Genomic DNA, 21,976 nt, shown 5'->3' on the forward strand with positions numbered 1-21,976 from the left:
GGCAGAAGGGGGCCGAGTTCAGGGCGACGGTGAGCCGCTGGCTGCCCTTCTCCTGCGTGGACGGCCCCGGCAACCGGCTGGTGCTGTTTTTGCAGGGCTGCAACTTCCGCTGCTCCGGCTGCCACAACCCCCACACCATGGGGCTGTGCGATCACTGCGGTGACTGCGTGCCCGGTTGCCCGGGCGGAGCCCTGGCGATGCAGGAGGGGCGGGTGAGCTGGCAAGCCGAGCTCTGTACCCACTGCGACCGTTGCCTCGATGTCTGCCCTCGCCACGCCAGCCCCAAGACGCGCCAGATGTCGGTGGCCGAGGTGCTGGCCCTGCTGCGCCGTTATGGCCCGCTGCTCACCGGCATCACCGTCTCCGGCGGGGAGGCGACCACCCAGTTGCCCTTCGTGATCGCCCTGTTCACGGCCATCAAGGCTGCGCCAGATCTGGCCCGTCTCACCTGCCTGCTCGACAGCAACGGATCCCTGGGGGAAACGGGTTGGCAGCGGCTGTTGCCTGTGCTGGACGGCGCCATGATCGATCTCAAGGGGTGGCGCGACTCTGTGCATCACTCGCTGACCGGCTATGGCCGCGAGCGGGTGCTGGCGTCGCTGCAACTGCTGGCGCAGGCGGGCAAGCTGGCGGAGGTGCGCCTGCTGCAGGTACCGGGGCAGAGCGATTATCTCGCCGCCGACGGCACGCTGGAGGCAGGGCTTGCCGCCTTCTTGCGTGCCCTCGGGCCCGTGCCCATCCGCCTCAACGGCTTTCGCCACCACGGGGTGCGAGGGGAGGCGCTGTCATGGCCAGAAGCCGGGTCGGCTGACCTGACTGTGCTGGCCAACGCATTGAAGGCCAAGGGGTTTGGGTCTGTGATGCTGCCAGCGATCTGAGCTCTGCGGCACGTCGGGATGCTGTGACCCGATATGACGCAACTGTGAACTCTGTCTATAGGGGCTGTCCGAGGGGGCGGCTAGAATGGGCAAACCGTCCATCACCAACAGATACCCATGAGTGAATCCAACGCCCTTTATCGAGTGCAGTTCATTTGTCACAGCGAGCGTTACGAAGTCTATGTAAGAGAGGTGAATCAGGGCCAGCTGTTCGGCTTCATCGAGATCGCCCACTTCGTGTGGGACAACCACACGGCGCTCATCGTCGACCCCAGCCACGAGAAGCTGAAGAGCGAATTTGCCGACGTCACCCGCACCCTTATTCCCATGCACCACGTGCTGCGGGTCGATCAGGTGCGCAAGCAGGGGGCCGCCCGCATCACCGAACTGGGCAACAACGTCACCTCTTTCCCAGGCCCCATCTATACCAAGAAGCCCTGAGTCCTGCCGCCAGGTATCATTGTGGGGCGTCCAGCTCCCGGGCCAGTTGCAGGATGCGCTGACGGAACCAGCGCAGGGCGGGATCTTCCCCCAGGGGGCCATACCACACCAGGCTGTGGGTCACGGCGCCGTAATCGAAGGGAACGGGGCGGCTCACCAGCCCCTGGGTACAAGCCCGGGTAGCCCAGCCCTTCACGGCCGTGAGAATGAGAGCGCTCTGGCGCAGCAGGGCGGCGGCGCTGCCAAAATCCGGCAGGGTGGCCCCCAGTCTGCGCCGTACCTGGCGCTGGGCCAGACTCTGCTCGAAGAAGGGATCGGCCAGCTCCTGATCGCGAATGGCGATGTGGCGCCAGCTCAGGTAGGCATCGAGATCCCAGGGGCGCATCAACGCCGGATGATCCGCGCGCATCAGGCAGACCAGCTCGTCCTCCCGCAAGGTTTCCCAGACGAGGCCGGACTGATTGACCCCGGGCTGGCTCTGATCGTGGGGCAGGATCACGAAGTCGAGCTTGCCCGCCGCCAGAGCAGCCAGTCCCTGCTCGTCCTTGTTACGCACGACGGCATCAGCCCCGGCACCTCCTGCATCAACTGACCCAGTACGGCCCCCATGGGCCAGATCATGCTGCTCTCCCGCATCGCCAGGTTCAGCTCCCCCTGCCAGTTGGCAGGGGCAAATCCTTCCTGGCTGGTGAGGCCGTTGAGCTCCCCCAGCAGGCGGCGCAGCGTCGGGCCGAGGCGTTCGGCAAACGGGGTCAGCTGCAACTGATTGCCCTGGCGGTAGAGCAGTTGATCCCCCAGCAGTTCGCGCAACTGGTTGAGGGTCTTGCTGACGGTGGAGGGGGTGGTGCAGAGGCGCTCGGCGCTGCGGGTGACACTGAGGGTGTCGAGCAGCAGATGCAGGGTCACCAGGTGGCGACCGCCGAGGCGGGAGAGGGCAATGAGATCCATCACGGTTCCACGGGCAAGGGGACAAATGAAAAGCCCCGCCTGAGCGGGGCTTGCGGGCTTAGCCCTTGAGCACGGCGGCCATGGCGTCGGCCACGTAGTCGACGTTGCGGCTGTTGAGGCCCGCCACGCACATGCGACCGGAGCGCACCAGGTAGACGGCGAACTCTTCGCGCAGTCTGTCCACCTGCTCCGGCGTGAAGCCGGTGTAGCTGAACATGCCGCGCTGGTTGATGAAGTAACTGAAGTCGCGGCCCGGCACCTTGGCACTCAGCACCTCGAACAGCTTCTGGCGCATGGCCTTGATGCGGGTGCGCATCTCGGTCACCTCACCGACCCACATGGCGTGCAGTTCGGGCTGGCTCATCACCGCCGCGGTGATCTGGCCGCCGTGGGTGGGGGGGCTGGAGTAGTTGCGGCGCACGGTGGCCTTCATCTGGCCCAGCACCCGGCTCGCCTCTTCGGCATCCTGGCAGATGACCGACAGGCCGCCGCAGCGCTCGCCGTAGAAGGAGAGGTTCTTGGAGAAGGAGTTGCTGACGAAGAAGCTGACACCGGCGGCCACCATGGCGCGGATGGCATAGGCGTCCTCTTCCAGCCCGTCACCGAAGCCCTGATAGGCGATGTCCATGAAGGGGATCAGGTTCTTCTCGACCACCAGGGCGATCACCTGGTCCCACTGGGCACGGGAGAGATCCACCCCGGTCGGGTTGTGGCAGCAGGGGTGCAGCAGCACGATGCTTTTCGCAGGCAGGCTGCTCAGGCAGTCGATCATGGCGTCGAACTGCACGCCGCCGGTGGCCGCATCGTAATAGGGGTAGTCGTGCACCTTGATGCCGGCCCCCTCGAACATCGCCTTGTGGTTGTCCCAGGTGGGATTGCTGACCCACACCTCGGAGGTCGGGAAGTAGCGCTTGAGCAGATCGGCACCGATCTTCAGGGCGCCGGAGCCGCCGATGGTCTGGATGGTGGCGATGCGACCCGCCTTGACCGCTTCGTGCTCGGCGCCAAACAGCAGGTGCTGCACCGCAGTGCGGTAGTTGGCGGCGCCTTCCATCGGCTGGTAGGGGCGCGGGGCCGGGGCGGCGGCGCGCTGCGCTTCGGCCTGCTGCACCGACGGCAGCAGCGGAATGCGGCCCTGCTCGTCGTAATAGAGGCCAATCCCCAGGTTCACCTTCTGCTCGCGGGTATCTTTATGGAAGGTCTCGACTAGCGTCAGTATGGGGTCGCCAGCATAGGCATCGACGTGTTCAAACATGGGGGGTCCTTGAAGTTGACTGTCCAATTCGGCCGGCCATCAGCCGGGCCGATATGATGGCGCAATCCAGAGGTGGCCTCAAGTTGTTCGAGATGGCGACAGGGCTGACAAAGTCTGTCGCAGTGGTAAGCGCGGGGCCCTTGTCAGGATCCTGCATCCCGTCTGCACGTTCCCCCCATTTTGTCAGAGAAGGCTGCCTTATCGGGATCGTTTGGATAATATATGGATACATACGGCCCCTCTCATTCCCCTTACACCCATCCGGGGGAGTCAGGTTCAGCGCCACCTGAGACAAATTAATAGTTGCATAATAGTCAGGCTATTCTTTTGACAACCATTGCAGTGTGCCCGGCCCCTTCGGGGGGCCCACGATAACAGGTGACTCATCGCCGATGACCCGACACGTTTCTGATGCCGATTCTCCCTGGCTGGACTGGCATGGCCTGGGTGGCTGGAATGTCTATTTTCTTGCCAAGTTCGCCCTGCTCTGGGGGGGATATCTCAACTTCCACCCCCTGATCAACCTGGTGTTTGCCGCCTTCCTGATCTTTCCCCTGCCAAGGGCCGGGTGGCGCCGTGCGCGGCACTGGCTGGCGTTGCCGGTGGGGGCGGGGATCTTCTATCACGATACCTGGTTGCCGGGGATAGAGAGCATTCGTGCCCAGGGCAGCCAGGTCTTCTCCTTCACCCTGGATTACTGGGCGGAGTTGCTCGGGCGTTTCATCAATTGGGAGATGGTCGGCGCGGGGTTCGTGCTGCTGACACTCTATCTGTTCATCGCCCAGTGGCTGCGCTTCACCCCCTGGATCCTGCTGGCGCTGCTCTGGCTCTGGGTCTCGCCCCAGGTGAACAATCCCTTCGCGAGCAGCAAGGGGGCGAGCGAGCATGCCCTGAACACGTCCCGGGAGGAGACCCGCTCTTCAGTGCTGCCCATGGAGGAGCAGCTTGACCAGAGTGCCCCGCCGACCAACGAGAACCTCAACGCCTATCTCGATGGCTTCTATCGGGAGGAGCAGGAGAGACTGGTGCACTTCCCGGAGAGCCTGCCAGCCCAGGCGACCCCCTTCGATGTGCTCATCATCAATGTCTGCTCCCTGGCCTGGCATGACGTGGAGGCGAGCGGCCTGAGCGGGCATCCGGTCTGGTCCCACTTCGACATTCGCTTCAACCGCTTCAACTCCGCCACCTCCTACAGCGGCCCAAGCTCCATTCGCCTGCTGCGGGCCAGTTGCGGGCAGACCAGCCACCAGGGGCTCTATGTGACGGCGCCGAAGCAGTGTCTGCTGTTCGAGAACCTTGCCCAGCTCGGCTTTGCCAAACAGGTGGCCATGGATCACTCGGGGGATTTTGGCAATTACCTGACCGGCCTGCAGCAGTATGCCGGGCTGGATGTGACCCCCATGGACAAGAAGGGGCTGGCCCATGATCTCGCCTCCTTCGATGGCGAGCCCATCTATCGCGGGGATGCCCTGTTCGGCCGCTGGCTGAACGAGCGGACACAGAGTCAGGCGGCACGCAACGTCACCTTCTTCAACCTCATCGCCCTGCACGATGGCAACCGTTATGTGGCGAGCCGCCAGATAGCGCCCTACAAGGAGAGGCTCAAGACCCTGCTGGATCAGCTGGACGACTTCATGACGACGCTGGAGCAATCCGGCCGCAAGGTGGCCGTGGTGATGGTGCCTGAGCACGGCGCCGCTCTCACCGGCGACAAGATGCAGATGGCCGGGCTGCGGGACATTCCCAGCCCGAGCATCACCCTGGTGCCGGTGGGGGTTGCCCTGCTCGGTACCAAGGCGCCCCACGAGGCGACCCGCAACGTGGACACCCCCAGCAGCTTCCTGGCGGTATCAGAACTGGTCTCCAGGCTGGTGGGGAAGGATGTGTTCGGGAGCGAGACCATTGATTGGGATGCCCTGCTGGGCGATCTGCCGCAGACCCCGTCGGTGTCCGAGAACCAGGGCTCGGTGGTGATCGAATATCAGGGCAAGTACCACATCAAGCTGGGGCAGGGGGACTGGGTCCCCAATCCCCAATGAGACCGGAAGTGACGATGCGCAGCGAACGGCAATCAGACATGCAGACCCCCTTCGGCGTCCCGGTGGAGGGCACGGTGATCAATGACGTGGCCATGGTCCAGCAGGCCTTTGGTGTCAGCCTCTCCTATCAGGATATTGCCGCCAGGGAGCGGCTCGCCGCCTTGTGCGCACGCTTCCCCCTGCTGGCGGAGGTGGCAGTGAAAGGGCCCGAGGGGACTGGCGAGGGGAGGTCTGCATGAAGGTGATCGCCCTGCAGGGGATCCGGGGAGGTGTGGGGACCACCGCCATCGTGGCCGGACTGGCCCAGGCTGCCCATGAGCAGGGGGCAAGGGTGCTGGCGGTGGATCTCTGCCCGGACAACCAGCTTGGCATCCACCTTGGCCTGCCCCATGACGATCCGGGAGGCTGGAGCCGGCTGACCCAGCCGGCGCGGGAGTGGCGAGGTGCGCTTCACCGCCGGGAGGAGGGACTGGATCTGCTCTCCCATGGCGGGGGGGAGGGGGCGTCGGCCGAGTGGCTGGCGGGGATCGATGGCTATGATCTGGTGCTGCTGGATCTGCCCCTGGGCATGGCCCCCGTCATCCCCTGCAGGCGCTTGCTGGTGGTCAATGCGGATGCCAACTGCCATGTGCGGCTTCACCGCCACCCCTGGGCGGCCGATGAGCGTCTGCTGGTGACCCAGTTCTCCAGCCAGCGGGCCCTGCAGCAGGGGCTGCTGGATCTCTGGCTGGCAGGGGGGCTCCCTCTGCTCAATCTTCATCTGCACAGGGACGAAGCCATGGCGGAGGCCATGGCCGCCAAGCTGCCGGTCGGCCGCTATGCCCCCACCAGTCTGGTTGCCCACGAGCTGGCCGCCCTGGCGACCTGGTGTCTGGCAGAGGGGGAGGCGCCCCGATGAGAGTGCGGCTGCTGACGCCGGCTGCGGGCCTCTGGTGCTCGCAGCGCTATCGCGCACTGCGCGAGCGGGGGGCTTCCCGCCCGGGGGCAGCCGCATTGACCCTGGGCTGGCTGCTGGCCTGGGTTATCTTCCCCCTCGAGCGTCATGGTTGGCAATGGGTGCTGGGCCATGCCCGGGGGCTCTATCCCCAGCTGACGCACCCCCGGGTGGGGGATCCCCTGCGCGTTCTGTTGCAGAGCCTCTGGATGATAGTGCGTCGCCCACAGCCCATCCCTCTGCGCTGGCCTGCCTCCTGGCAACGGCTCTGGCACCGGGGCACTCAGACTCTCGGGGCCTTCCTGGCCCGTCAGGAGGAGAAAGGGCTGGCCGCCGCCAGGGCCACGCCCCGCGAGGCACGCTGGAAGAGCGTGCTGCTCTGCGTGGTGGCCGGGAGCCTCTCCCTGCTCTGCGTCACCCAGCCGTTCACCCTGCAGGCGCAGCTGGTGTTCGTCCTCCTGCTGGCGGCCATGGCCTTCATCCTGCGCGCCGTGCCGGGCCGTTATCCCATGCTGATGATGATGGTGCTCTCCCTCACCATCTCCTGCCGCTACATCTGGTGGCGCTACACCTCGACCCTCGACTGGTTCGACCCCGTCAGCCTGGCCTGCGGCCTGCTGCTGCTGGCCGCCGAGACCTATGCCTGGCTGGTGCTGCTGCTCGGCTACTGGCAGACCGCATGGCCCCTGCACCGCCCTCCGGCACAACTGCCGACGGATCCGGCCCAGTGGCCCAGCGTGGATCTGATGATCCCCACCTACAACGAGGATCTCGCCATCGTGAAGGGGACTGTCTACGCCGCCATGGGGCTCGACTGGCCCGCCGACAAGCTGACCATCTGGCTGCTTGACGACGGGGGGCGGGCGGCGTTTCGCGACTTCGCCGAGGAGGCCGGGATCCGCTATGTGGCCCGGTCGACCCATGAGCACGCCAAGGCGGGCAACATCAATCACGCCCTCAAGATGGCCACCGGGGATCTGGTCGCCATCTTCGACTGTGACCACCTGCCGACCCGCTCTTTCCTGCAGATGACGGTGGGCTGGTTCTACCGGGATCCCCGTCTGGGCGTGGTCCAGACCCCCCACCACTTCTTCTCCGCCGATCCGTTCGAACACAACCTGCAACGGTTTCGCAAGATGCCGAACGAGGGGGCTCTCTTCTACGGCCTGGTGCAGGATGGCAACGACATGTGGGACGCCAGCTTCTTCTGCGGCTCTTGCGCCGTCATCAAGCGCACCGCCCTTGACGAGATCGGCGGCATCGCGGTGGAGACGGTCACCGAGGATGCCCACACCTCCCTGCGGCTGCACCGCCTCGGCTACACCTCGGCCTATATCCGGATCCCGCTGGCGGCGGGGCTGGCCACCGAAAGCCTCTCTGCCCACATCGGTCAGCGCATCCGGTGGGCGCGCGGCATGGTGCAGATCCTGCGTCTGGACAACCCCCTCTTCGGCAAGGGGCTCAAGCTGGGGCAGCGGCTGTGCTACTTCAATGCCATGCTGCATTTCCTCTCGGGCATACCGAGGCTCATCTTCCTGACGGCGCCGCTCGCCTTCCTGATCCTGCACGCCTACATCATCTATGCCCCGGCGGCGGCCATCGCCCTCTACATGTTGCCGCACATCTTCCACAGCGCCCTGACCAACTCCCGGTTGCAGGGCAAGGTGCGCCACTCCTTCTGGGGCGAGGTCTATGAGACGGTGCTGGCCTGGTACATCGCCAGGCCGACCACGGTGGCGCTCTTTGCTCCCCACAAGGGGACGTTCAACGTGACTGCCAAGGGGGGGATGACGGAGGAGGTGTTCCTCGATCTGTCGGTCTCCCGCCCCTATCTGCTGTTGATCCTGCTCAATCTGTGCGGGTTGGGGTTCGGCCTCTGGCGCATCGGCACCGGCCCTGCCGACGAGGTGCCGACCCTGATCCTCAGCATGATCTGGACCCTCTACAACATGACCATACTGGGCGGCGCCCTGGCGGTGGCCTTCGAGTCGCGCCAGGTCCGTGCCAATCCCAGGGTGGAGATGGTGATGCCGGCGGCCATCAGGCTGGCGAACGGTCACCTCTACCCCTGTACCGTCAGGGATTACTCCAACGGGGGGGTCGGGGTGCTGCTCGAGGCGCCCCTGCCCCTGGCCGACAAGGAGAGGGTCTGGTTGCTGCTGCGCCATGACCAGCGGGAGCAGGCGTTCGCCGCCAAGGTGCAGCGGGTGTTCGGCTGCAAGCTGGGACTGGAGCTGGAGCCCATGGCGCAGGCGCAGCATGTCGAGTTCATCCAGTGCACCTTCGCCCGGGCCGATACCTGGTCCCTGTGGCAGCAGCGTCTGGGCAAGGATCGCCCCCTCCACAGCCTGCTCGACATTACCCTGCTCGGCTGGGGGGCTTACTGGCGTCTGGCCCGTACCTCACCCATCGGCTTTGTTTGTATCCTCCTCGAGAAGCTGGCTCGCTGGCTCCTCTCCTTCGTTCCCCGTCGCGTCTCCCCAGATTTCCGGGCCGGGACTCCGACCTCACAGACAGTGAAAGGATGATGAAACCACAACGCTACCTTATTCCTCTCCTGCTGATGGCTCAGGGTGCGACCGCCGCCGAGGCCGTCGGCCCCCTGCCGCCCGTTCCCGCTCCGGTGCGCACCCAGGGGATGAGCTTCGAACAGATGGCATCATCGCCAGGCACCCTCTCCCTGCGCGGCAATGCGCCAGACGGACTGGCCGACTTCACCGTACGGCGGGACGAGGTGGTGACCCGGGCCACCCTGGACCTGAACTTCACGCCATCGCCCTCCCTGCTGCCGCTCATCTCCCAGGTCAAGGTCTATCTCAATGACGAGCTGATGGGGGTGACGGCCCTCAACCAGGATCAGATGGGGACGATGACCCATGCCAGCATCGAGCTGGATCCCCGCTATGCCAAGGATTTCAACCGCCTCAAGGTGAGCTTCGTCGGCCACTATCGGAAAGTGTGCGAGAACCCGGCGAGCGATACCCTCTGGCTCAACGTCAACCGGGACAGCAAGCTGACCCTGCAGTTGCAGACCCTGCCGGTGCGCAACGAACTCTCCTTCTTCCCCATGCCGTTCCTCGACGTGCGGGACAATGGCAAGCTGACTCTGCCCATGGTGTTCACGGGCTCAGTGCCCCCGGAGCAGCAGCAGGCGGCGGCGGTGCTGGCCTCCTGGTTCGGAACCAAGGCCCAGTGGCGGGGCCAGCATTTCCCTGTGCTCATCAACCAGTTGCCGGATCGCAACGCCGTGATCTTTGCCACCAATGACGCGCGCCCCGATTTCCTGGTGGACTATCCCGAGGTGAAGGGGCCCACCATCGACATGATCAGCTCCCCCGACAACCCCTATGTGAAGCTGCTGCTGATCCTGGGGCGGGATCAGCAGGACCTGCTGACGGCGGTGCAGGGGCTGGCGCGAGGCGATGTCATGCTGCGTGGCCAGAGCGTCATGGTGGACGAGGTGAAGCCGCTCTCCCCGCGTCAGCCCTACGATGCCCCGAACTGGGTGCGACTGGATCGCAAGATGCGCTTTGATGAACTGACGGAGTACCCGGGCCAGTTGCAGGCAACGGGGCGCACGCTGTGGCCCATGAGCCTGACGCTGCGCCTGCCGCCAGATCTCTATCTGCTGGGGGAGAACGGCATCAGGACGGAGCTGAAGTATCAACACACCTCGCCCACCCTGCGCGACGGTTCCCGGTTGGATGTGGGGGTCAACGGCCAGCTCATGAAGTCGTTCACGCTCGAGCCCGGCGAGATCAAGAGTGAGCGGTTGCTGACCCTGCCGCTCTGGTTTGCCGACGATGGCGACACCATGGCGCTGCGCATGCCCGGGCTCAAGACCACCCAGGCCAACAGCCTGAGCTTCTCGTTCGAGTATGCCCAGCAATACATGGGAGGAACGGAGGATGGCCGTTGCGACCTGGTGATGCCGCCAGCCCATCAGGTGCGCATCGACGAGGGCTCCACCATCGACTTCACCGGCTATCGCCACTTCATCGAGATGCCCGATCTCAAGGCGTTCGCCTATGCCGGCTTCCCGTTCAGCAGGATGGCGGATCTCGCCGACACCCAGATTGTCATGCCAGCCAGACCCCATCCCGGGCAGATCACCACCTTGCTCGATGCCGTCGGTGCCATCGGGGCCGAGACCGGGTATCCGGCGCTCTCCCTGCAGGTTCTGGACGACTGGGAGCGGGCGCGCACCGCGGATCGGGATACCCTGCTCATCGGCACCCTGCCGGAGGAGTTTCGAGGGGATCTGGCTCCCGACGCCCTGCTGCAATCCACGCGCAGCTGGGTCAACGAGCCAACCCGCCAGCACAAGGGGGATCTGCTGCACACCATGGCCGATCGCCAGCCCCAGGCCCGGGTGGGCATGACGGGCAACCGGGCCATCGCCGTCATCCTGGGGCTGCAATCGCCGACCCATGATCAGCGCAGCCTGGTGGCCTTGCTGGCGGATGGACCGGCGGGGGTCACATTGCTCAATGAGGCTCTGCAGACCCGTACCCTGCGCGATCAGGTGGCGGGCTCGGTGGCCATCATCCGGGAATCCGGGGTGAAGAGCCTGGTGGTGGGGGATCGCTACGAGGTGGGCTACCTGCCGTGGTGGGAGCGTCTCTGGCAACTGTTTGCTCGTTATCCGGTGCGTCTTGCCGGGCTGACCCTGCTCTGCATGCTGGTACTGGGCTGGGGCCTGCGGGTGCTGCTTGCCAGTGCCAGCCGCCGCCGTCTGAAGGAAGATTAAGAGATGACTCAGATGAAAAATGTCTGTGGTGCCCTGCTCCTCTGGGCCCTTTGTTCCCTCCCGGCGCAGGCCGTCTGCCACTGGCCGGAGTGGGATCACTTTCGCCAGCACTACATCAGCGAAGAGGGCAGGGTCATCGACCCTGCCGACGGGCGCCGCATCACCACCTCGGAAGGCCAGAGCTATGGCCTCTTCTTCGCCCTGGTCAACGATGACAGGGAGACCTTTGCCCGCCTGCTCGACTGGACGGAGCGGCAGCTCGCCCGCGGGGATCTGACCGGCTTCCTGCCATCCTGGCTCTGGGGCAGGCAGCAGGACGGCAACTGGGGTGTGCTGGATGCAAACAACGCGTCCGATTCGGATCTCTGGATAGCCTACAGCCTGCTGGAGGCGGGTCGCCTGTGGGACAACCACAGCTACTCTGCCCTCGGCACCCTGTTGCTGCGGCGTATCGCCCGGGAGGAGGTCGCCACGCTGCCGGGTCTCGGCCCCGTGTTGCTGCCCGGGGCGAAAGGCTATGAGGGGGAGGGACGCTGGACCCTCAATCCCAGCTATCTGCCTCCACAACTGCTGGCCAGATTCGCCTCCTTCCAGGGGCCCTGGGGGGAGATGCGGGCCCTCTTGCCCAAGCTGTTGCAGGAGAGTGCGCCCCGTGGCTTTGCCCCGGACTGGGTGGACTGGCAGGCCGACAAGGGATGGCAGGTGACGGCGGACAAGGGCGACACCGGTGGCTATGACGCCATCCGCGTCTATCTCTGGCTCGGCATGTTGAGCGAGGAGGATCCCGTCAGGGCTTCCCTGGTGGCCCATTTTGCCCCCATGCTGGCGCAGCTGACCGAATCGGGTCATCTTCCCGAGCGGGTCTCCAGCCAAAGTGGTCAGGTTCAGGGCAAGGGGCCGAGCGGCTTTGCCGCCGCCCTTCTGCCCCTGTCACGGGGCTTGCCGGCGCAGGTCACCTTGCGCAAGCAGGTCTCCGATCACGGGCTGGATGCGAATGCCTACTACGGCAGCGTGCTGACCCTGTTCGGCGCAGGCTGGGATCAGGGGCGTTATCGCTTTGCCGCCGACGGTACCCTGCAGCCGGATTGGAGCGAGTCATGTCAGGCAGAGTGACCCTGGGGTGCCTGCTCGCCTGCCTGATGAGCGGAGCCCTGGCGCAAGGGATGGTACAGCCGGTGGCCTGGCTGCTGGAGCAGGTCAGGATTGGCGAGGCCCGTGGGCGGGAAGATCTCGTCAGCAACAGCCTCTATTCCCTCTCCCTGGTGGAGCCCGATCATCCGGAGCTGCTGGCAGCCCAGGCCCGTCAGGCCCTGCGCCAGGGCAAGGTCAAGGAGGCCGGGGCACTGCTTGCCCGCCTTGGCAAGCAAGACCCCGACTCTGCGCTCTATCGTCAGGGCATGGCCAACCTGGCCCTGAACGAACCGGCCAGGCGCCAGCAACTGCAACAAGCCAGGCTGCTGACCAGCGCCGGCAGGCTGGAGGAGGCCGAGCGTCTCTATCGCTCCCTGTTCTCCGGTGATTTGCCCCCCAATCTCGACGTGGCGGTGGATTATGCCCTGTTGCAGACACGGATCCCGGCCATGAAGGCGAAGGGGCTGGCAGCCCTGGAGGCACTCAACCGGCAATATCCGGGTGAGCCCAGAGTGCGGGGCGGGCTGGCTCGCCTCTATCTGGCGGACGGTCGACGCCAGGGGGCGCAGAACCTGTTGCGCGAGATGGCGCGAGATCCCTATCAGCGGGACGAGGCCGCCGAGATCTGGCTCGCGGACATCGAATCCCTGCCCATCGGTCCCGGGAGCATCGCTGCCTTGCAGGAGTACATGGTGCTCTTTGGCGAAGGGGATACCACCAAGGCGGAACAGCTGCTCGCTACCCAGGAGGAGAAGTGGGCCTCGCCTGCCTATCGCGCACGCCAGTCGGCGCTCGCAAGCACGGCGGGAGGTGGTGCCTCCATCTCCCGCTTGCAGCGTGCCCTGGCTGCCAACCCGGGGGATCCCGAACTCATGGGGGCCCTGGGGCAGGCCTACTCCCGCAACGATCAGCGAGCGCTGGCCATCGCCCAGTTTGAACGGGTGCTGGCACACCCCGAGGTGACCGACAAGGACAAATGGCGCAGCCTGCTGGCCACCAACCGCTACTGGCTGCTGGTGAGCCAGGGGCGCAGCGCCCTGGAACGGGAGCAGTGGGATGAGGCGGCGACCCTGTATCGCCGTGCCATCGCCCAGGATGGGCGTGAGCCCGAAGCCTGGCTGGGGCTCGGAGACAGCGAGCGTGGCCGCCATCGCGATGCCGACGCGGAGTCTGCCTACCGCAAGGCGCTCGCCATGGGGAGCGCGCGGGAGCGGGCACTGGCCCGCCTGTTCGATCTCTACAAGGAGCAGGATCCGGCGCGTGCCCTGGCCCTGCTGGAGCAGCAGGGCACCCCCGGGATGCAGGCCGAAGGGCGGCGGCTCAAGGCCGGGCTGTTGCAGGAGGAGGCCGATCAGCTCGATCGGGCCGGCAAGGTGGCGGCGGCGCTGCGCCTTCGCGAGCAGGCACTCGCGCTGACCCCGGAAGAGGTGTGGCTGGCCTATCGAGTGGCCGATACCCGGGCCCGCCTCGGGGAAGCCGGGAGCGGGGAGCAGCTCTTGCGGGAACGGCTGGCGGCGCACCCGCAGGATGCCACCCTGCGCTACGCCACCGCCCTCTATCTCTCGGGGCAGGACAAGACGGTGGAGGCGAGAGGGGTGCTGGCCGCCATCCCTAGGTCCGGCTGGACACAGGACATGGATGCGCTGGATCGGCGCCTCGCCCGCGGCGAGGTGCTCGCTAGGGCGAGGGCGAGTCACGAGGCCGGGGATGATGAGGGGGCCGAACGCCTGCTTCAGCCGTTGCAGCCGGATGAAGAGGTAAGCCTGATGCTGGCGGAGTGGGCCACGGATCGGGGGGCCTATGCACTGGCGGAGCAGCGCTATCAGGAGGTGCTTGCCCGCACGCCGCAACAGCCCGAGGCCAGGCTCGGCATGGCCGAACTGGCCAGGGCCAGGGGCGATCTGGCAAAGGCCCGTCACTGGCTGCCCGCCTGGCCGGTCAGCCCGCTGCCCCCGGAGGGGGCCAACTACTACCGCCGGGTAGCCAATCTCTATCAGGCGCTGGGAGAGGGCGAGACAGCCCGCGCCATCTTCACCGACTACGAACCCCTGGTGGCGATGCAACCGGCCTCCCAGCAGACGGCGCTGTTCTGGCGCGATGCCGCCCGCCAGCGCGTTGCCGAGCATGATGTGGAAGGGGCTCTGGTGCGGGATCGCAAGGGGCTGGTGGCCGCAGGTCTGGCCCCCCGCGAGGATCTGGAGGGGGGCGAGCTGACCCGGCTGGCACGCAGTCAGGATGGGGAGGGGTGGCTGGCATCCGGCCTGCGCAGCGATCTCGACAGGCACTACCGGCAGAGCCAGACCACCTTCTCCCTCGACAGCGATTACTGGGGCTCCAGCGGTACCGGGGGCTACTCGGATCTGCGGGCGCTGACCCAGATGGCGCAACTGGATACGCCGCTGGCCGGTGGTACCGCCTTCGGCCGCCTTGAACTGGTCGACATGGATGCCGGAGATCTGCCGGACTCCCCTTACCGGGCGCAGTTCGGTACCTGTGCGGCCAGGGACTGCCGCGGGGCCGCGCACCAGCAGAGCCGGGGGACCACCCTGGCGGCAGGCTGGCAGCGGGGGGCCTGGGCGTTCGATTTGGGGACCACGCCCCTCGGTTTCGAGGTGGTGGACTGGGTTGGTGGTGCCACCTTGACCGGTGACTGGCACACGCTGGGGTGGGGAATGACCCTCTCGCGTCGGCCCGTCAGCAGCTCGCTGCTCTCCTATGGGGGAACGGTGGATCCGGGCACGGGCATCAGCTGGGGCGGGGTGCGGGCGAACGGGGTCCGCCTCGATCTCAGCCGGGATCTGGGAGGGGCCGTCGGGTTCTGGGGCAGCGCCCAGCAGCACCTGCTGACTGGCAAGAACGTGCCCGACAACTGGCGCACCCGGCTCATGGGAGGGGGCTATTACAAGTTCGTCAACGAGACCCATCGCCGTGCCAGCGTGGGGCTCAGCACCATGCTGTGGCACTACCAGCAGGATCTGGGGGGCTATACCCTGGGGCAGGGGGGTTATTACAGCCCGCAGGGGTACTTCTCACTCTCGGTGCCGGTGAGCTACCGGCAGCGTACCTCGGACTGGTCGTGGGAGCTGGGCGGATCGGGCTCCTGGTCCTACGCCCGTACCGACGACAGTCGCCGCTACCCGCTGGAAGGCCTGTTGCCAAGCGGTTTGCCAGACAGAAATGCGCCTGTGAAAGGGGGCAGCAGCAGTGGATTCGGCTACACCCTGAATGGCGTGGTGGAACACAGGCTGACGGAGCACTGGCGCATCGGTGGCCGGGTGGACATCCAGCAGGCGGATGACTATGCCCCCAGCCATGTCACCCTGTTCCTGCGCTACACCTTCAAGCCCTGGCAAGGGGATCTCGACATGCCGCCAAGGCCTCTCACCCCCTACGCGGACTTCGACTGACAGAGGCGCCCGTCATCACCGGGCGCCCTTATTTCAGATAGGAACGCAGTACCCTCACCACCTGATCCAGATCGTCCAGCCGCTCGGCATGGGTCGCCTCCTCGGCGCCAAGATGCTCGCGCATGTGCCCCTCCAGCACCTCCAGCATCAGGCCGTTGACGGCGCCGCGGATGGCGGCGATCTGCTGCAGGATGGCGGCGCAGTCTGTTTCCTGTTCCAGGGCGATCTCCAGGGCACCGGTCTGCCCCTTGATGCGCCTGACCCGTGCCAGCAGCTTCTTCTTGTCGTGAACCGTGTGTGACATGCAGGATCCTCTCGATCAATAAAACTATACTGGGGTATAGTATATAGCATCCTCGTTTTCAGGAGAAATCCATGCCATCCCTCGCCTCATCCCACTGCCACCACCCCGTCGTCCACGAAGGGAATCCCCTGGCCGAACAGAAGACCCGCTGGGCCGTGCTGCTCACCGTCGTCATGATGGTGGCGGAGATCGGTGGCGGCTGGTTCTACAACTCCATGGCGCTGCTGGCCGACGGTTGGCACATGAGCTCCCATGCCCTGGCCCTCGGCCTCTCGGTGCTGGCCTATCGCGCAGCCCGCCACTTCGCGCGGGATCACAGGTTCAGCTTCGGTACCTGGAAGATAGAGGTGCTGGGGGGCTTCAGCAGCGCCCTGCTGCTGGTGGGGGTGGCGGGGTTGATGCTGTTCGAGTCGGTGGCCAGGTTGCTGGACCCCAGCCCCATCCATTATCAGCAGGCGATCGGCATTGCCCTGCTGGGCCTGCTGGTGAATCTGGCCTGTGCCTGGCTGCTCAGGGACGATCACGACCACCATCACGGTCATCACGACCACTCGCACGATCACCACCACGGCCATCAGGATCTCAACCTGCGCGCCGCCTACCTCCACGTGCTGGCGGACGCGGCCACCTCGGTGCTGGCGATTCTGGCGCTGGTGGGAGGCATGTTGTGGGGGGCGGACTGGCTGGATCCCCTGATGGGCATCGCCGGGGCCGTGCTGGTGGCGGTGTGGGCCAGGGGGCTGCTGCGTGATACCGGGCGCGTCTTGCTGGATGCGGAGATGGATGCGCCCCTGGTGGACGAGATCCGCGAGGTGATCGCCGAGCTGCCTGGCGCCGAGATCCGCGATCTGCACGTCTGGCGGGTGGGGCAGATGCAGTATGCCGCCGCGATGTCGTTGCAGATGGCGACCCCGGTCCCGGCACAGGCGATCCGTGAGCGCCTTGCCATCCATGAGGAGCTGGTGCACCTGACCATCGAAGTGTCTGCCGACTGACGCCCCTGGCGGGTGTCAGCGGGGAGGCTCGCTCCCCTGCTCCTGCCAGAGGGAGCCCAGCATCAGCCTCAGCAGCAGTCCCGGCGGGTCGTCGAGCAGGCGGCCCGGCTCCAGCAGCAGGTGGCCGTCGGCACGAAAGCCCAGGCTGGCGTGGACCTTGCCTTCCTCGCCACACACCTGGAGGAGGCCGTTCAGGGAACCTCCCTCGCCGGGTTGACAGCGCAGCCGCAGCTCCCGTGTTTCCCCCAGCAGGGTGAAGGCGCGGGCGAGGGGCGGGCTCTCTTCATAATCCGGCCAGTTGAAGAAGTGATAGCGTTCGGCGAGCACGCCGGCCTGCTGGCAGAACTGATCGAACAACTGGGCAATGCCCTGATACTCCTGGTCCAGCCGCCTGGCCTGCTCCTCAATCCGTTTCATCACCCAGCCCCCTCTATCCATTTGATTGGACATTGATTTCGTCACTCGCTCCCCTCTTTCCGCTGGTATGGGCCGAAAGCGGTGCCAGGTCTGTGAGCGCGATCGAGTTTTCGTTATGAAAACGTTATCTTGTTGATGCGGATTGGTTTTTTTTGCCCATCCGCTCACATTTACGGCAATTCCCGCTGATTAATATGACACCGCTCGGCAATGACCGGGTACTCGGATATCGAGACTAACTACAGCGGGAATTATAAAAAAATGGATATGAAAAAGACCAAAGTGGCGCTGGTAACAGCCTCACTGCTCGCGCTTTTGTCAGGCTGTAACGACAACAGTTCTTCTGCTCCTGCCCCTCAGGATGAGCCCGTCGCTCGTCTTCCCAACGTCCAGCCCCCGGCCGAACTGCTGACGGCCGGCCCCGACGAAGCGGTCATCGCCCTGGTGGATACCCAGACCAGCGCGGCGCGCGGTGTCACCGGCCCGTTCGCCAGCCACAGCCTGCACCTGTGGAACAACGACGCCTGCAACTCGACCTCGGAGGGCGGCCTCAACACCGGTTGGGATGACAAGAGCAAGACGCCGTCCGCGGCGGACAGTTTTGGTCCGGCCTGGGTCGTACCGCTCTCCAAGATGGAAGGCTGCATCAACTTCATCGCCCGCAACGGCGATCTCGCGAACCTGACCGGCAGCGACATGAAGGTGGTCTTCAGCGATCACCCGGATCGCACCGTGGCCATCGTCGCCGGCAAGAACGAGATCTTCGGCAGCCGGGCGGAAGCCTTCACCGCCGCTTTCGGCGTGGCGGGGGCCAGTGCCCACCTCATCGACGACAACACCCTGATTTGGCAAGGGGGCAAGGACAAGCCCTATGTGCGCCTCTACTACACAGAGTCAGGCACCATCACCGCAAACAGCGAGGGTGTATTCGATTTCCCCTACCTCAAGCTGACTCCGACCAGCCTGACCGAAGAGCAGCAGGCCAAATACCCGCACCTCAAGGATGCCGCCGCCTTCGCCCTGCCTGCGGGGAAAGATCTCAAGCCCCTGCTCAAGGGTGAGCTGGTCGCCATCGGGACCGATACGGACGGCATCCTGCAGGGGGCGACCCTGGTGCAGAGTGCCGGTGCCCTCGATGCCCTTTACAGCGAAGCGGCCACCAAGCTGGCCTACGGCGCCGTGGTGGAGGGGGGCAATGTCACCTTCCGGCTCTGGGCGCCGACCGCCAAGTCGGTCAAGCTGGCGCTGTTCGACGAGCAGCACAAGTCGCTTGGCGAGCGCGCCATGACCCTGGACGAGGCCAGCGGCAGCTGGAGCGTGCAGGGGGGCAGCGATCTTGTCGGCAAATACTACCGCTACGATATCCAGGTCTATCACCCGGTCAGCCGCAAGCTGGAATCCTATCAGGTGACCGACCCCTACTCCCTGAGCCTGGCGATGAACTCCGAGTTCAGCCAGGTGGTGGATCTCGACGATCCGGCCCTCAAGCCGGAAGGCTGGGACAGCCTGAAGGCGCCCCACAGCCAGAAGAACCCCGCCGACATCACCATCTATGAGGCCCACGTCCGGGATCTGACCGGCAACGACGAGTCGACGCCGGTGGAGCACCGCGGCAAGTTCCTCGGGCTGACCGACAGCGACAGCGTGCCCGTCACCCACCTGAAATCCCTGGCCAAGAGCGGCGTCAGCCACCTGCACCTGCTGCCGGTGTTCGACATCGCCACCGTCAACGAGGATCCGGCCAAGGTGGCCAACATCGGCGATGACTTCAGCAAGCTGTGCGAGGTCAATCCCGAGGTCAAGAACTCCAGGTTTGCCAGCCACTGTGGTGGCGGCGAGACCATCGAAGCCGTGCTCGGTGATCTGCAAGCCAGCGACAGCAAGGAGAACCCCGTGGTGCAGGAGCTGTACGGCTATCTGCGCGGGGTGGACTCCTTCAACTGGGGCTATGACCCCTACCACTACACCACTCCGGAAGGCTCCTACGCCACCAATGCGGAGGGGACGACCCGGATCAAGGAGTTCCGCGAGATGGTGCAGGCCATCAAGCAGAACATCGGCATGAACGTGGTGATGGACGTGGTCTACAACCACACCAACGAAGCGGGTCTCGGTTCCAAATCCGTGCTCGACAAGATTGTGCCCTGGTACTACCAGCGCCTCAATCCGGAGACCGGTTCGGTGGAAAACTCCACCTGCTGCTCCAACACGGCGCCGGAACACGCCATGTTCGCCAAGCTGATGGATGACTCTCTGGTCACCTGGGCACGGGACTACAAGATCGATGCCTTCCGCTTCGACCTCATGGGCCATCACCCGAAAGATCAGATGGTGCAGGCCCTGGCCGAGGTGAAGAAGGTCAATCCGGACATGTATTTCTACGGCGAGGGGTGGAACTTCGGCGAGGTACAGGATGACAAGCGCTTCGTGCAGGCGACCCAGAAGCATCTGGCCGGTACCGGCATCGGCTCCTTCTCCGACCGGCTGCGTGATGCGGTGCGCGGGGGCAGCCCGTTCGACGGCGGCGAAGCCATTCGCAAGACCCAGGGCTTTGGCAACGGTGCCCTGGTGGATGCCAACGAGCTGGACGGCGTCGATCTCGCCACCGCTCTGCATCAGTCCGATCTGGTGCGCCTCGGCATGGCGGGCAACCTCAAGGAGTTCGTGCTGACCGACAAGGACGGCATTCCGAAGAAAGGCTCCGACATCGACTACAACGGTCAACCGGCGGGCTATGCCCAGGATCCGACCGAAATCCAGAACTATGTCGACAAGCACGACAACCAGACCCTGTTCGACAACCTGGTGTACAAGGCACCCGCCGGGGCCGACCTGGTGCGGATGCAGGGGGTCTCTCTGGCGACTGCCATGCTGGGTCAGGGCATTCCCTTCACCCACGCGGGTGTCGAACTGCTACGCTCCAAGTCCATGGAGCGGGACAGCTACGACTCCGGTGACTGGTACAACCGGGTCGATTACACCCTTGGCGACAACAACTTCGACAAGGGCTTGCCGCGCAAGGACAAGGACGAGGCCAACTACGAGCTGATCGAGCAGGTGCTTGGCCAGCACGCCAAGCCGGGTTCGGCCGAGATGCATCAGATGGTGAACTTCTACCAGGAGCTCTCCGAACTGCGTCAATCCTCTCGTCTGCTGCGTCTTGGCAGCGGCGCCGAGGTGATCAAGCGGGTCGACTTCCGCAACACCGGCCCTGAGCAGATCCCGGGTCTCATCGTGATGAGTGTGGATGACGGGGTGGGCGCCGGTGCGGATCTGGATCCGGCCATCGACGGCCTGGTGGTGATGATCAACGCCACCAATCAGCCCCAGAGCATCGGCGATTTCCGTGACGGCAAGGATCAGCCCATCGATCTGACCGGCATGGTCCTGAGCGGTGCCCACCGTGACTCCGACAGCATCGCGAGCGGGGCGGCCAATGACAGCGGTCAGCTGACCCTTGGCGCCTGGTCGGCGGCGGTGTTCGTCAAGCCGCAGAGCGGTGCCCAGGGCGCGGGGCTGCCGGTGAGCAAGAAGACGGATCTGAGCACCTTGCCTCCCTTTGGTGACACCGAGGTGTTCGTGCGCGGTTTCCTGAATCAGTGGGATCCGGTCAACAAGATGAACTTCAGTGGCAACTTCACCTATGAGTTCACCACCGAGGTGACGACGGATCAGCTGGGGTCGACCCAGGTGAAGATCGCTGGCAACGAGTGGAGCGGCCCCGTCAATTACGGCAAGTGCAGCGATACCGACCAGCTTGCGACCGGCCAGGTCAATACGCTCTGTGCCAATGGCGGGGATCTGCCGTTCAACGTGGAGAAGGCTGGCACCTACAAGTTTGTCTTCACCGCCATGAACAAGGACAAGCCCACCCTGAGTGTCAGCTACACCGAACCGGCGCAGAGCTGCAAGGTGCTGGATACCGTCGCGGGCAATCCGCTCGGCTTCCCGCTCTATGTGCGCGGCAGTCTGAGCGACTGGAACGCCCAGCCGGCCTACCAGCTGAGCTACAAGGGGATGGAAGGCAACCTCGCCATCTACCAGGCCGCCTTCAACTACGCGGGCAGCTTTGACTTCAAGTTTGCCAACGACGATGTCAACTGGAGCAAGCAGTTCTTCGTGAAGGATGCCGGTGGCACCCTGATCGCACTGGAGCCCGAGCAGGTTTACCCGCTCCAGCACGGCGACGGTGGCATGGGCAACAACAGCATCACGCTGGAACAGGGTCTGTGGAGCTTCCTGGTGAAGGTTGACCCGACTCAGACTTCCGGCGAGGTGGGCAGCGTCATCATCCAGGAGTGCAGCGCCAAGTAAGTCTTTCCCATCGAGCCCGGGGTTGGCTCGGCAGCCCCGGGTTGAATTCCGCCTCGCCAAGGGCGGGATAACACCGAGAGAGTAAGCAAAGCGCGACTGCCGACCGGCAGCCGCGCTTTTTCTTTGCTGTGGGCGAGGCAATAAAAAAGCCGCCCCGTTGGGG

General features: G+C 65.1%; 14 protein-coding genes and 1 pseudogene. 11 read left to right on the forward strand and 4 right to left on the reverse strand.

What is annotated here, in order from left to right; all coding sequences use genetic code 11:
• Nucleotides 1-29 precede the first annotated feature (29 nt).
• Together AB5Y70_RS07625 and AB5Y70_RS07630 are read left to right on the forward strand one after the other, a co-directional pair.
• Nucleotides 30-878 carry a YjjW family glycine radical enzyme activase gene (locus tag AB5Y70_RS07625; protein ID WP_323929980.1) on the forward strand — a complete coding sequence of 283 codons (849 nt, stop codon included), beginning with the start codon at nt 30-32 and terminating at the stop codon, nt 876-878.
• A gap of 117 nt (nt 879-995) precedes the next feature.
• Nucleotides 996-1,319 carry a DUF1820 family protein gene (locus AB5Y70_RS07630; protein WP_010672837.1) on the forward strand — a complete coding sequence of 108 codons (324 nt, stop codon included), beginning with the start codon at nt 996-998 and terminating at the stop codon, nt 1,317-1,319.
• Between the two features lie 16 nt (nt 1,320-1,335).
• On the opposite strand, the pseudogene AB5Y70_RS07635 reads toward AB5Y70_RS07630, so the two are convergent.
• A pseudogene (locus AB5Y70_RS07635) lies at nt 1,336-2,267 on the reverse strand (LysR family transcriptional regulator).
• 58 nt (nt 2,268-2,325) lie between these two features.
• Nucleotides 2,326-3,522: an amino acid aminotransferase gene (locus tag AB5Y70_RS07640; protein WP_102949194.1), complete on the reverse strand. Its 1,197-nt coding sequence runs from the start codon at nt 3,520-3,522 to the stop codon at nt 2,326-2,328.
• A 392-nt stretch (nt 3,523-3,914) separates the two neighbouring features.
• Between AB5Y70_RS07640 and bcsG the strand changes: the two genes are divergently transcribed.
• Genes bcsG through bcsC form a run of 7 tightly spaced genes read left to right on the forward strand, consistent with a single transcriptional unit; the run spans nt 3,915 to nt 15,783 of the window.
• Entirely contained in the window at nt 3,915-5,561 is a 1,647-nt protein-coding gene (gene bcsG / locus AB5Y70_RS07645) for a cellulose biosynthesis protein BcsG (RefSeq protein ID WP_053288126.1), read from the forward strand.
• A 14-nt stretch (nt 5,562-5,575) separates the two neighbouring features.
• Complete coding sequence (gene bcsR / locus AB5Y70_RS07650; RefSeq protein WP_010672842.1) at nt 5,576-5,800, forward strand: cellulose biosynthesis protein BcsR; 225 nt, start codon at nt 5,576-5,578, stop codon at nt 5,798-5,800.
• Nucleotides 5,797-6,459, forward strand: coding sequence for a cellulose biosynthesis protein BcsQ (gene bcsQ, locus AB5Y70_RS07655; RefSeq protein ID WP_010672843.1), 663 nt, complete (start codon nt 5,797-5,799; stop codon nt 6,457-6,459). The genes bcsR and bcsQ overlap by 4 nt, the downstream gene beginning before the upstream one ends.
• Nucleotides 6,456-9,023, forward strand: a complete 2,568-nt coding sequence (bcsA, locus tag AB5Y70_RS07660) for a UDP-forming cellulose synthase catalytic subunit (protein ID WP_053288127.1) — start codon at nt 6,456-6,458, stop codon at nt 9,021-9,023. Before bcsQ ends, bcsA begins: the two co-directional genes overlap by 4 nt.
• Nucleotides 9,020-11,245 (forward strand): cellulose biosynthesis cyclic di-GMP-binding regulatory protein BcsB, encoded by a 2,226-nt coding sequence (gene bcsB, locus AB5Y70_RS07665; protein ID WP_102949196.1) that lies wholly within the window; start codon nt 9,020-9,022, stop codon nt 11,243-11,245. The genes bcsA and bcsB overlap by 4 nt, the downstream gene beginning before the upstream one ends.
• Before the next feature lie 3 nt (nt 11,246-11,248).
• Nucleotides 11,249-12,358, forward strand: coding sequence for a cellulose synthase complex periplasmic endoglucanase BcsZ (gene bcsZ, locus AB5Y70_RS07670; RefSeq protein ID WP_223920450.1), 1,110 nt, complete (start codon nt 11,249-11,251; stop codon nt 12,356-12,358).
• Nucleotides 12,343-15,783 (forward strand): cellulose synthase complex outer membrane protein BcsC, encoded by a 3,441-nt coding sequence (gene bcsC, locus AB5Y70_RS07675; protein WP_102949197.1) that lies wholly within the window; start codon nt 12,343-12,345, stop codon nt 15,781-15,783. Before bcsZ ends, bcsC begins: the two co-directional genes overlap by 16 nt.
• A gap of 28 nt (nt 15,784-15,811) precedes the next feature.
• Here the strand turns inward: bcsC and AB5Y70_RS07680 are convergent, their stop codons facing one another.
• Nucleotides 15,812-16,087, reverse strand: a complete 276-nt coding sequence (locus AB5Y70_RS07680; RefSeq protein WP_041210999.1) for a metal/formaldehyde-sensitive transcriptional repressor — start codon at nt 16,085-16,087, stop codon at nt 15,812-15,814.
• A 71-nt stretch (nt 16,088-16,158) separates the two neighbouring features.
• Here AB5Y70_RS07680 and dmeF point away from each other — a divergent pair, with 71 nt between their 5' ends.
• A complete protein-coding gene (gene dmeF, locus AB5Y70_RS07685; RefSeq protein WP_102949198.1) occupies nt 16,159-17,082 on the forward strand; it encodes a CDF family Co(II)/Ni(II) efflux transporter DmeF in 924 nt (307 codons plus the stop codon).
• 15 nt (nt 17,083-17,097) lie between these two features.
• On the opposite strand, the gene AB5Y70_RS07690 is transcribed toward dmeF, so the two are convergent.
• Nucleotides 17,098-17,499, reverse strand: coding sequence for a hypothetical protein (locus AB5Y70_RS07690; protein WP_102949199.1), 402 nt, complete (start codon nt 17,497-17,499; stop codon nt 17,098-17,100).
• A 261-nt stretch (nt 17,500-17,760) separates the two neighbouring features.
• Here AB5Y70_RS07690 and pulA point away from each other — a divergent pair, with 261 nt between their 5' ends.
• Nucleotides 17,761-21,813 carry a pullulanase-type alpha-1,6-glucosidase gene (pulA, locus tag AB5Y70_RS07695; RefSeq protein ID WP_102949200.1) on the forward strand — a complete coding sequence of 1,351 codons (4,053 nt, stop codon included), beginning with the start codon at nt 17,761-17,763 and terminating at the stop codon, nt 21,811-21,813.
• The last annotated feature ends 163 nt before the right edge of the window (nt 21,814-21,976 follow it).

This window comes from Aeromonas sp. s1(2024), from assembly GCF_040908005.1.
GTDB classification, from domain to species: Bacteria; Pseudomonadota; Gammaproteobacteria; order Enterobacterales; family Aeromonadaceae; genus Aeromonas; species Aeromonas caviae.

Bases quoted from the DNA above. Each gene is read 5' to 3' on its own strand.
- AB5Y70_RS07630 (WP_010672837.1), top strand. From the start codon at position 996: ATGAGTGAATCCAACGCCCTTTATCGAGTGCAGTTCATTTGTCACAGC.
- AB5Y70_RS07680 (WP_041210999.1), bottom strand. From the start codon at position 16,087: ATGTCACACACGGTTCACGACAAGAAGAAGCTGCTGGCACGGGTCAGG.
- dmeF (WP_102949198.1), top strand. From the start codon at position 16,159: ATGCCATCCCTCGCCTCATCCCACTGCCACCACCCCGTCGTCCACGAA.
- bcsA (WP_053288127.1), top strand. From the start codon at position 6,456: ATGAGAGTGCGGCTGCTGACGCCGGCTGCGGGCCTCTGGTGCTCGCAG.
- bcsQ (WP_010672843.1), top strand. From the start codon at position 5,797: ATGAAGGTGATCGCCCTGCAGGGGATCCGGGGAGGTGTGGGGACCACC.
- bcsC (WP_102949197.1), top strand. From the start codon at position 12,343: ATGTCAGGCAGAGTGACCCTGGGGTGCCTGCTCGCCTGCCTGATGAGC.
- bcsZ (WP_223920450.1), top strand. From the start codon at position 11,249: ATGACTCAGATGAAAAATGTCTGTGGTGCCCTGCTCCTCTGGGCCCTT.
- pulA (WP_102949200.1), top strand. From the start codon at position 17,761: ATGGATATGAAAAAGACCAAAGTGGCGCTGGTAACAGCCTCACTGCTC.
- bcsB (WP_102949196.1), top strand. From the start codon at position 9,020: ATGATGAAACCACAACGCTACCTTATTCCTCTCCTGCTGATGGCTCAG.
- AB5Y70_RS07690 (WP_102949199.1), bottom strand. From the start codon at position 17,499: ATGAAACGGATTGAGGAGCAGGCCAGGCGGCTGGACCAGGAGTATCAG.
- AB5Y70_RS07640 (WP_102949194.1), bottom strand. From the start codon at position 3,522: ATGTTTGAACACGTCGATGCCTATGCTGGCGACCCCATACTGACGCTA.
- bcsG (WP_053288126.1), top strand. From the start codon at position 3,915: ATGACCCGACACGTTTCTGATGCCGATTCTCCCTGGCTGGACTGGCAT.
- bcsR (WP_010672842.1), top strand. From the start codon at position 5,576: ATGCGCAGCGAACGGCAATCAGACATGCAGACCCCCTTCGGCGTCCCG.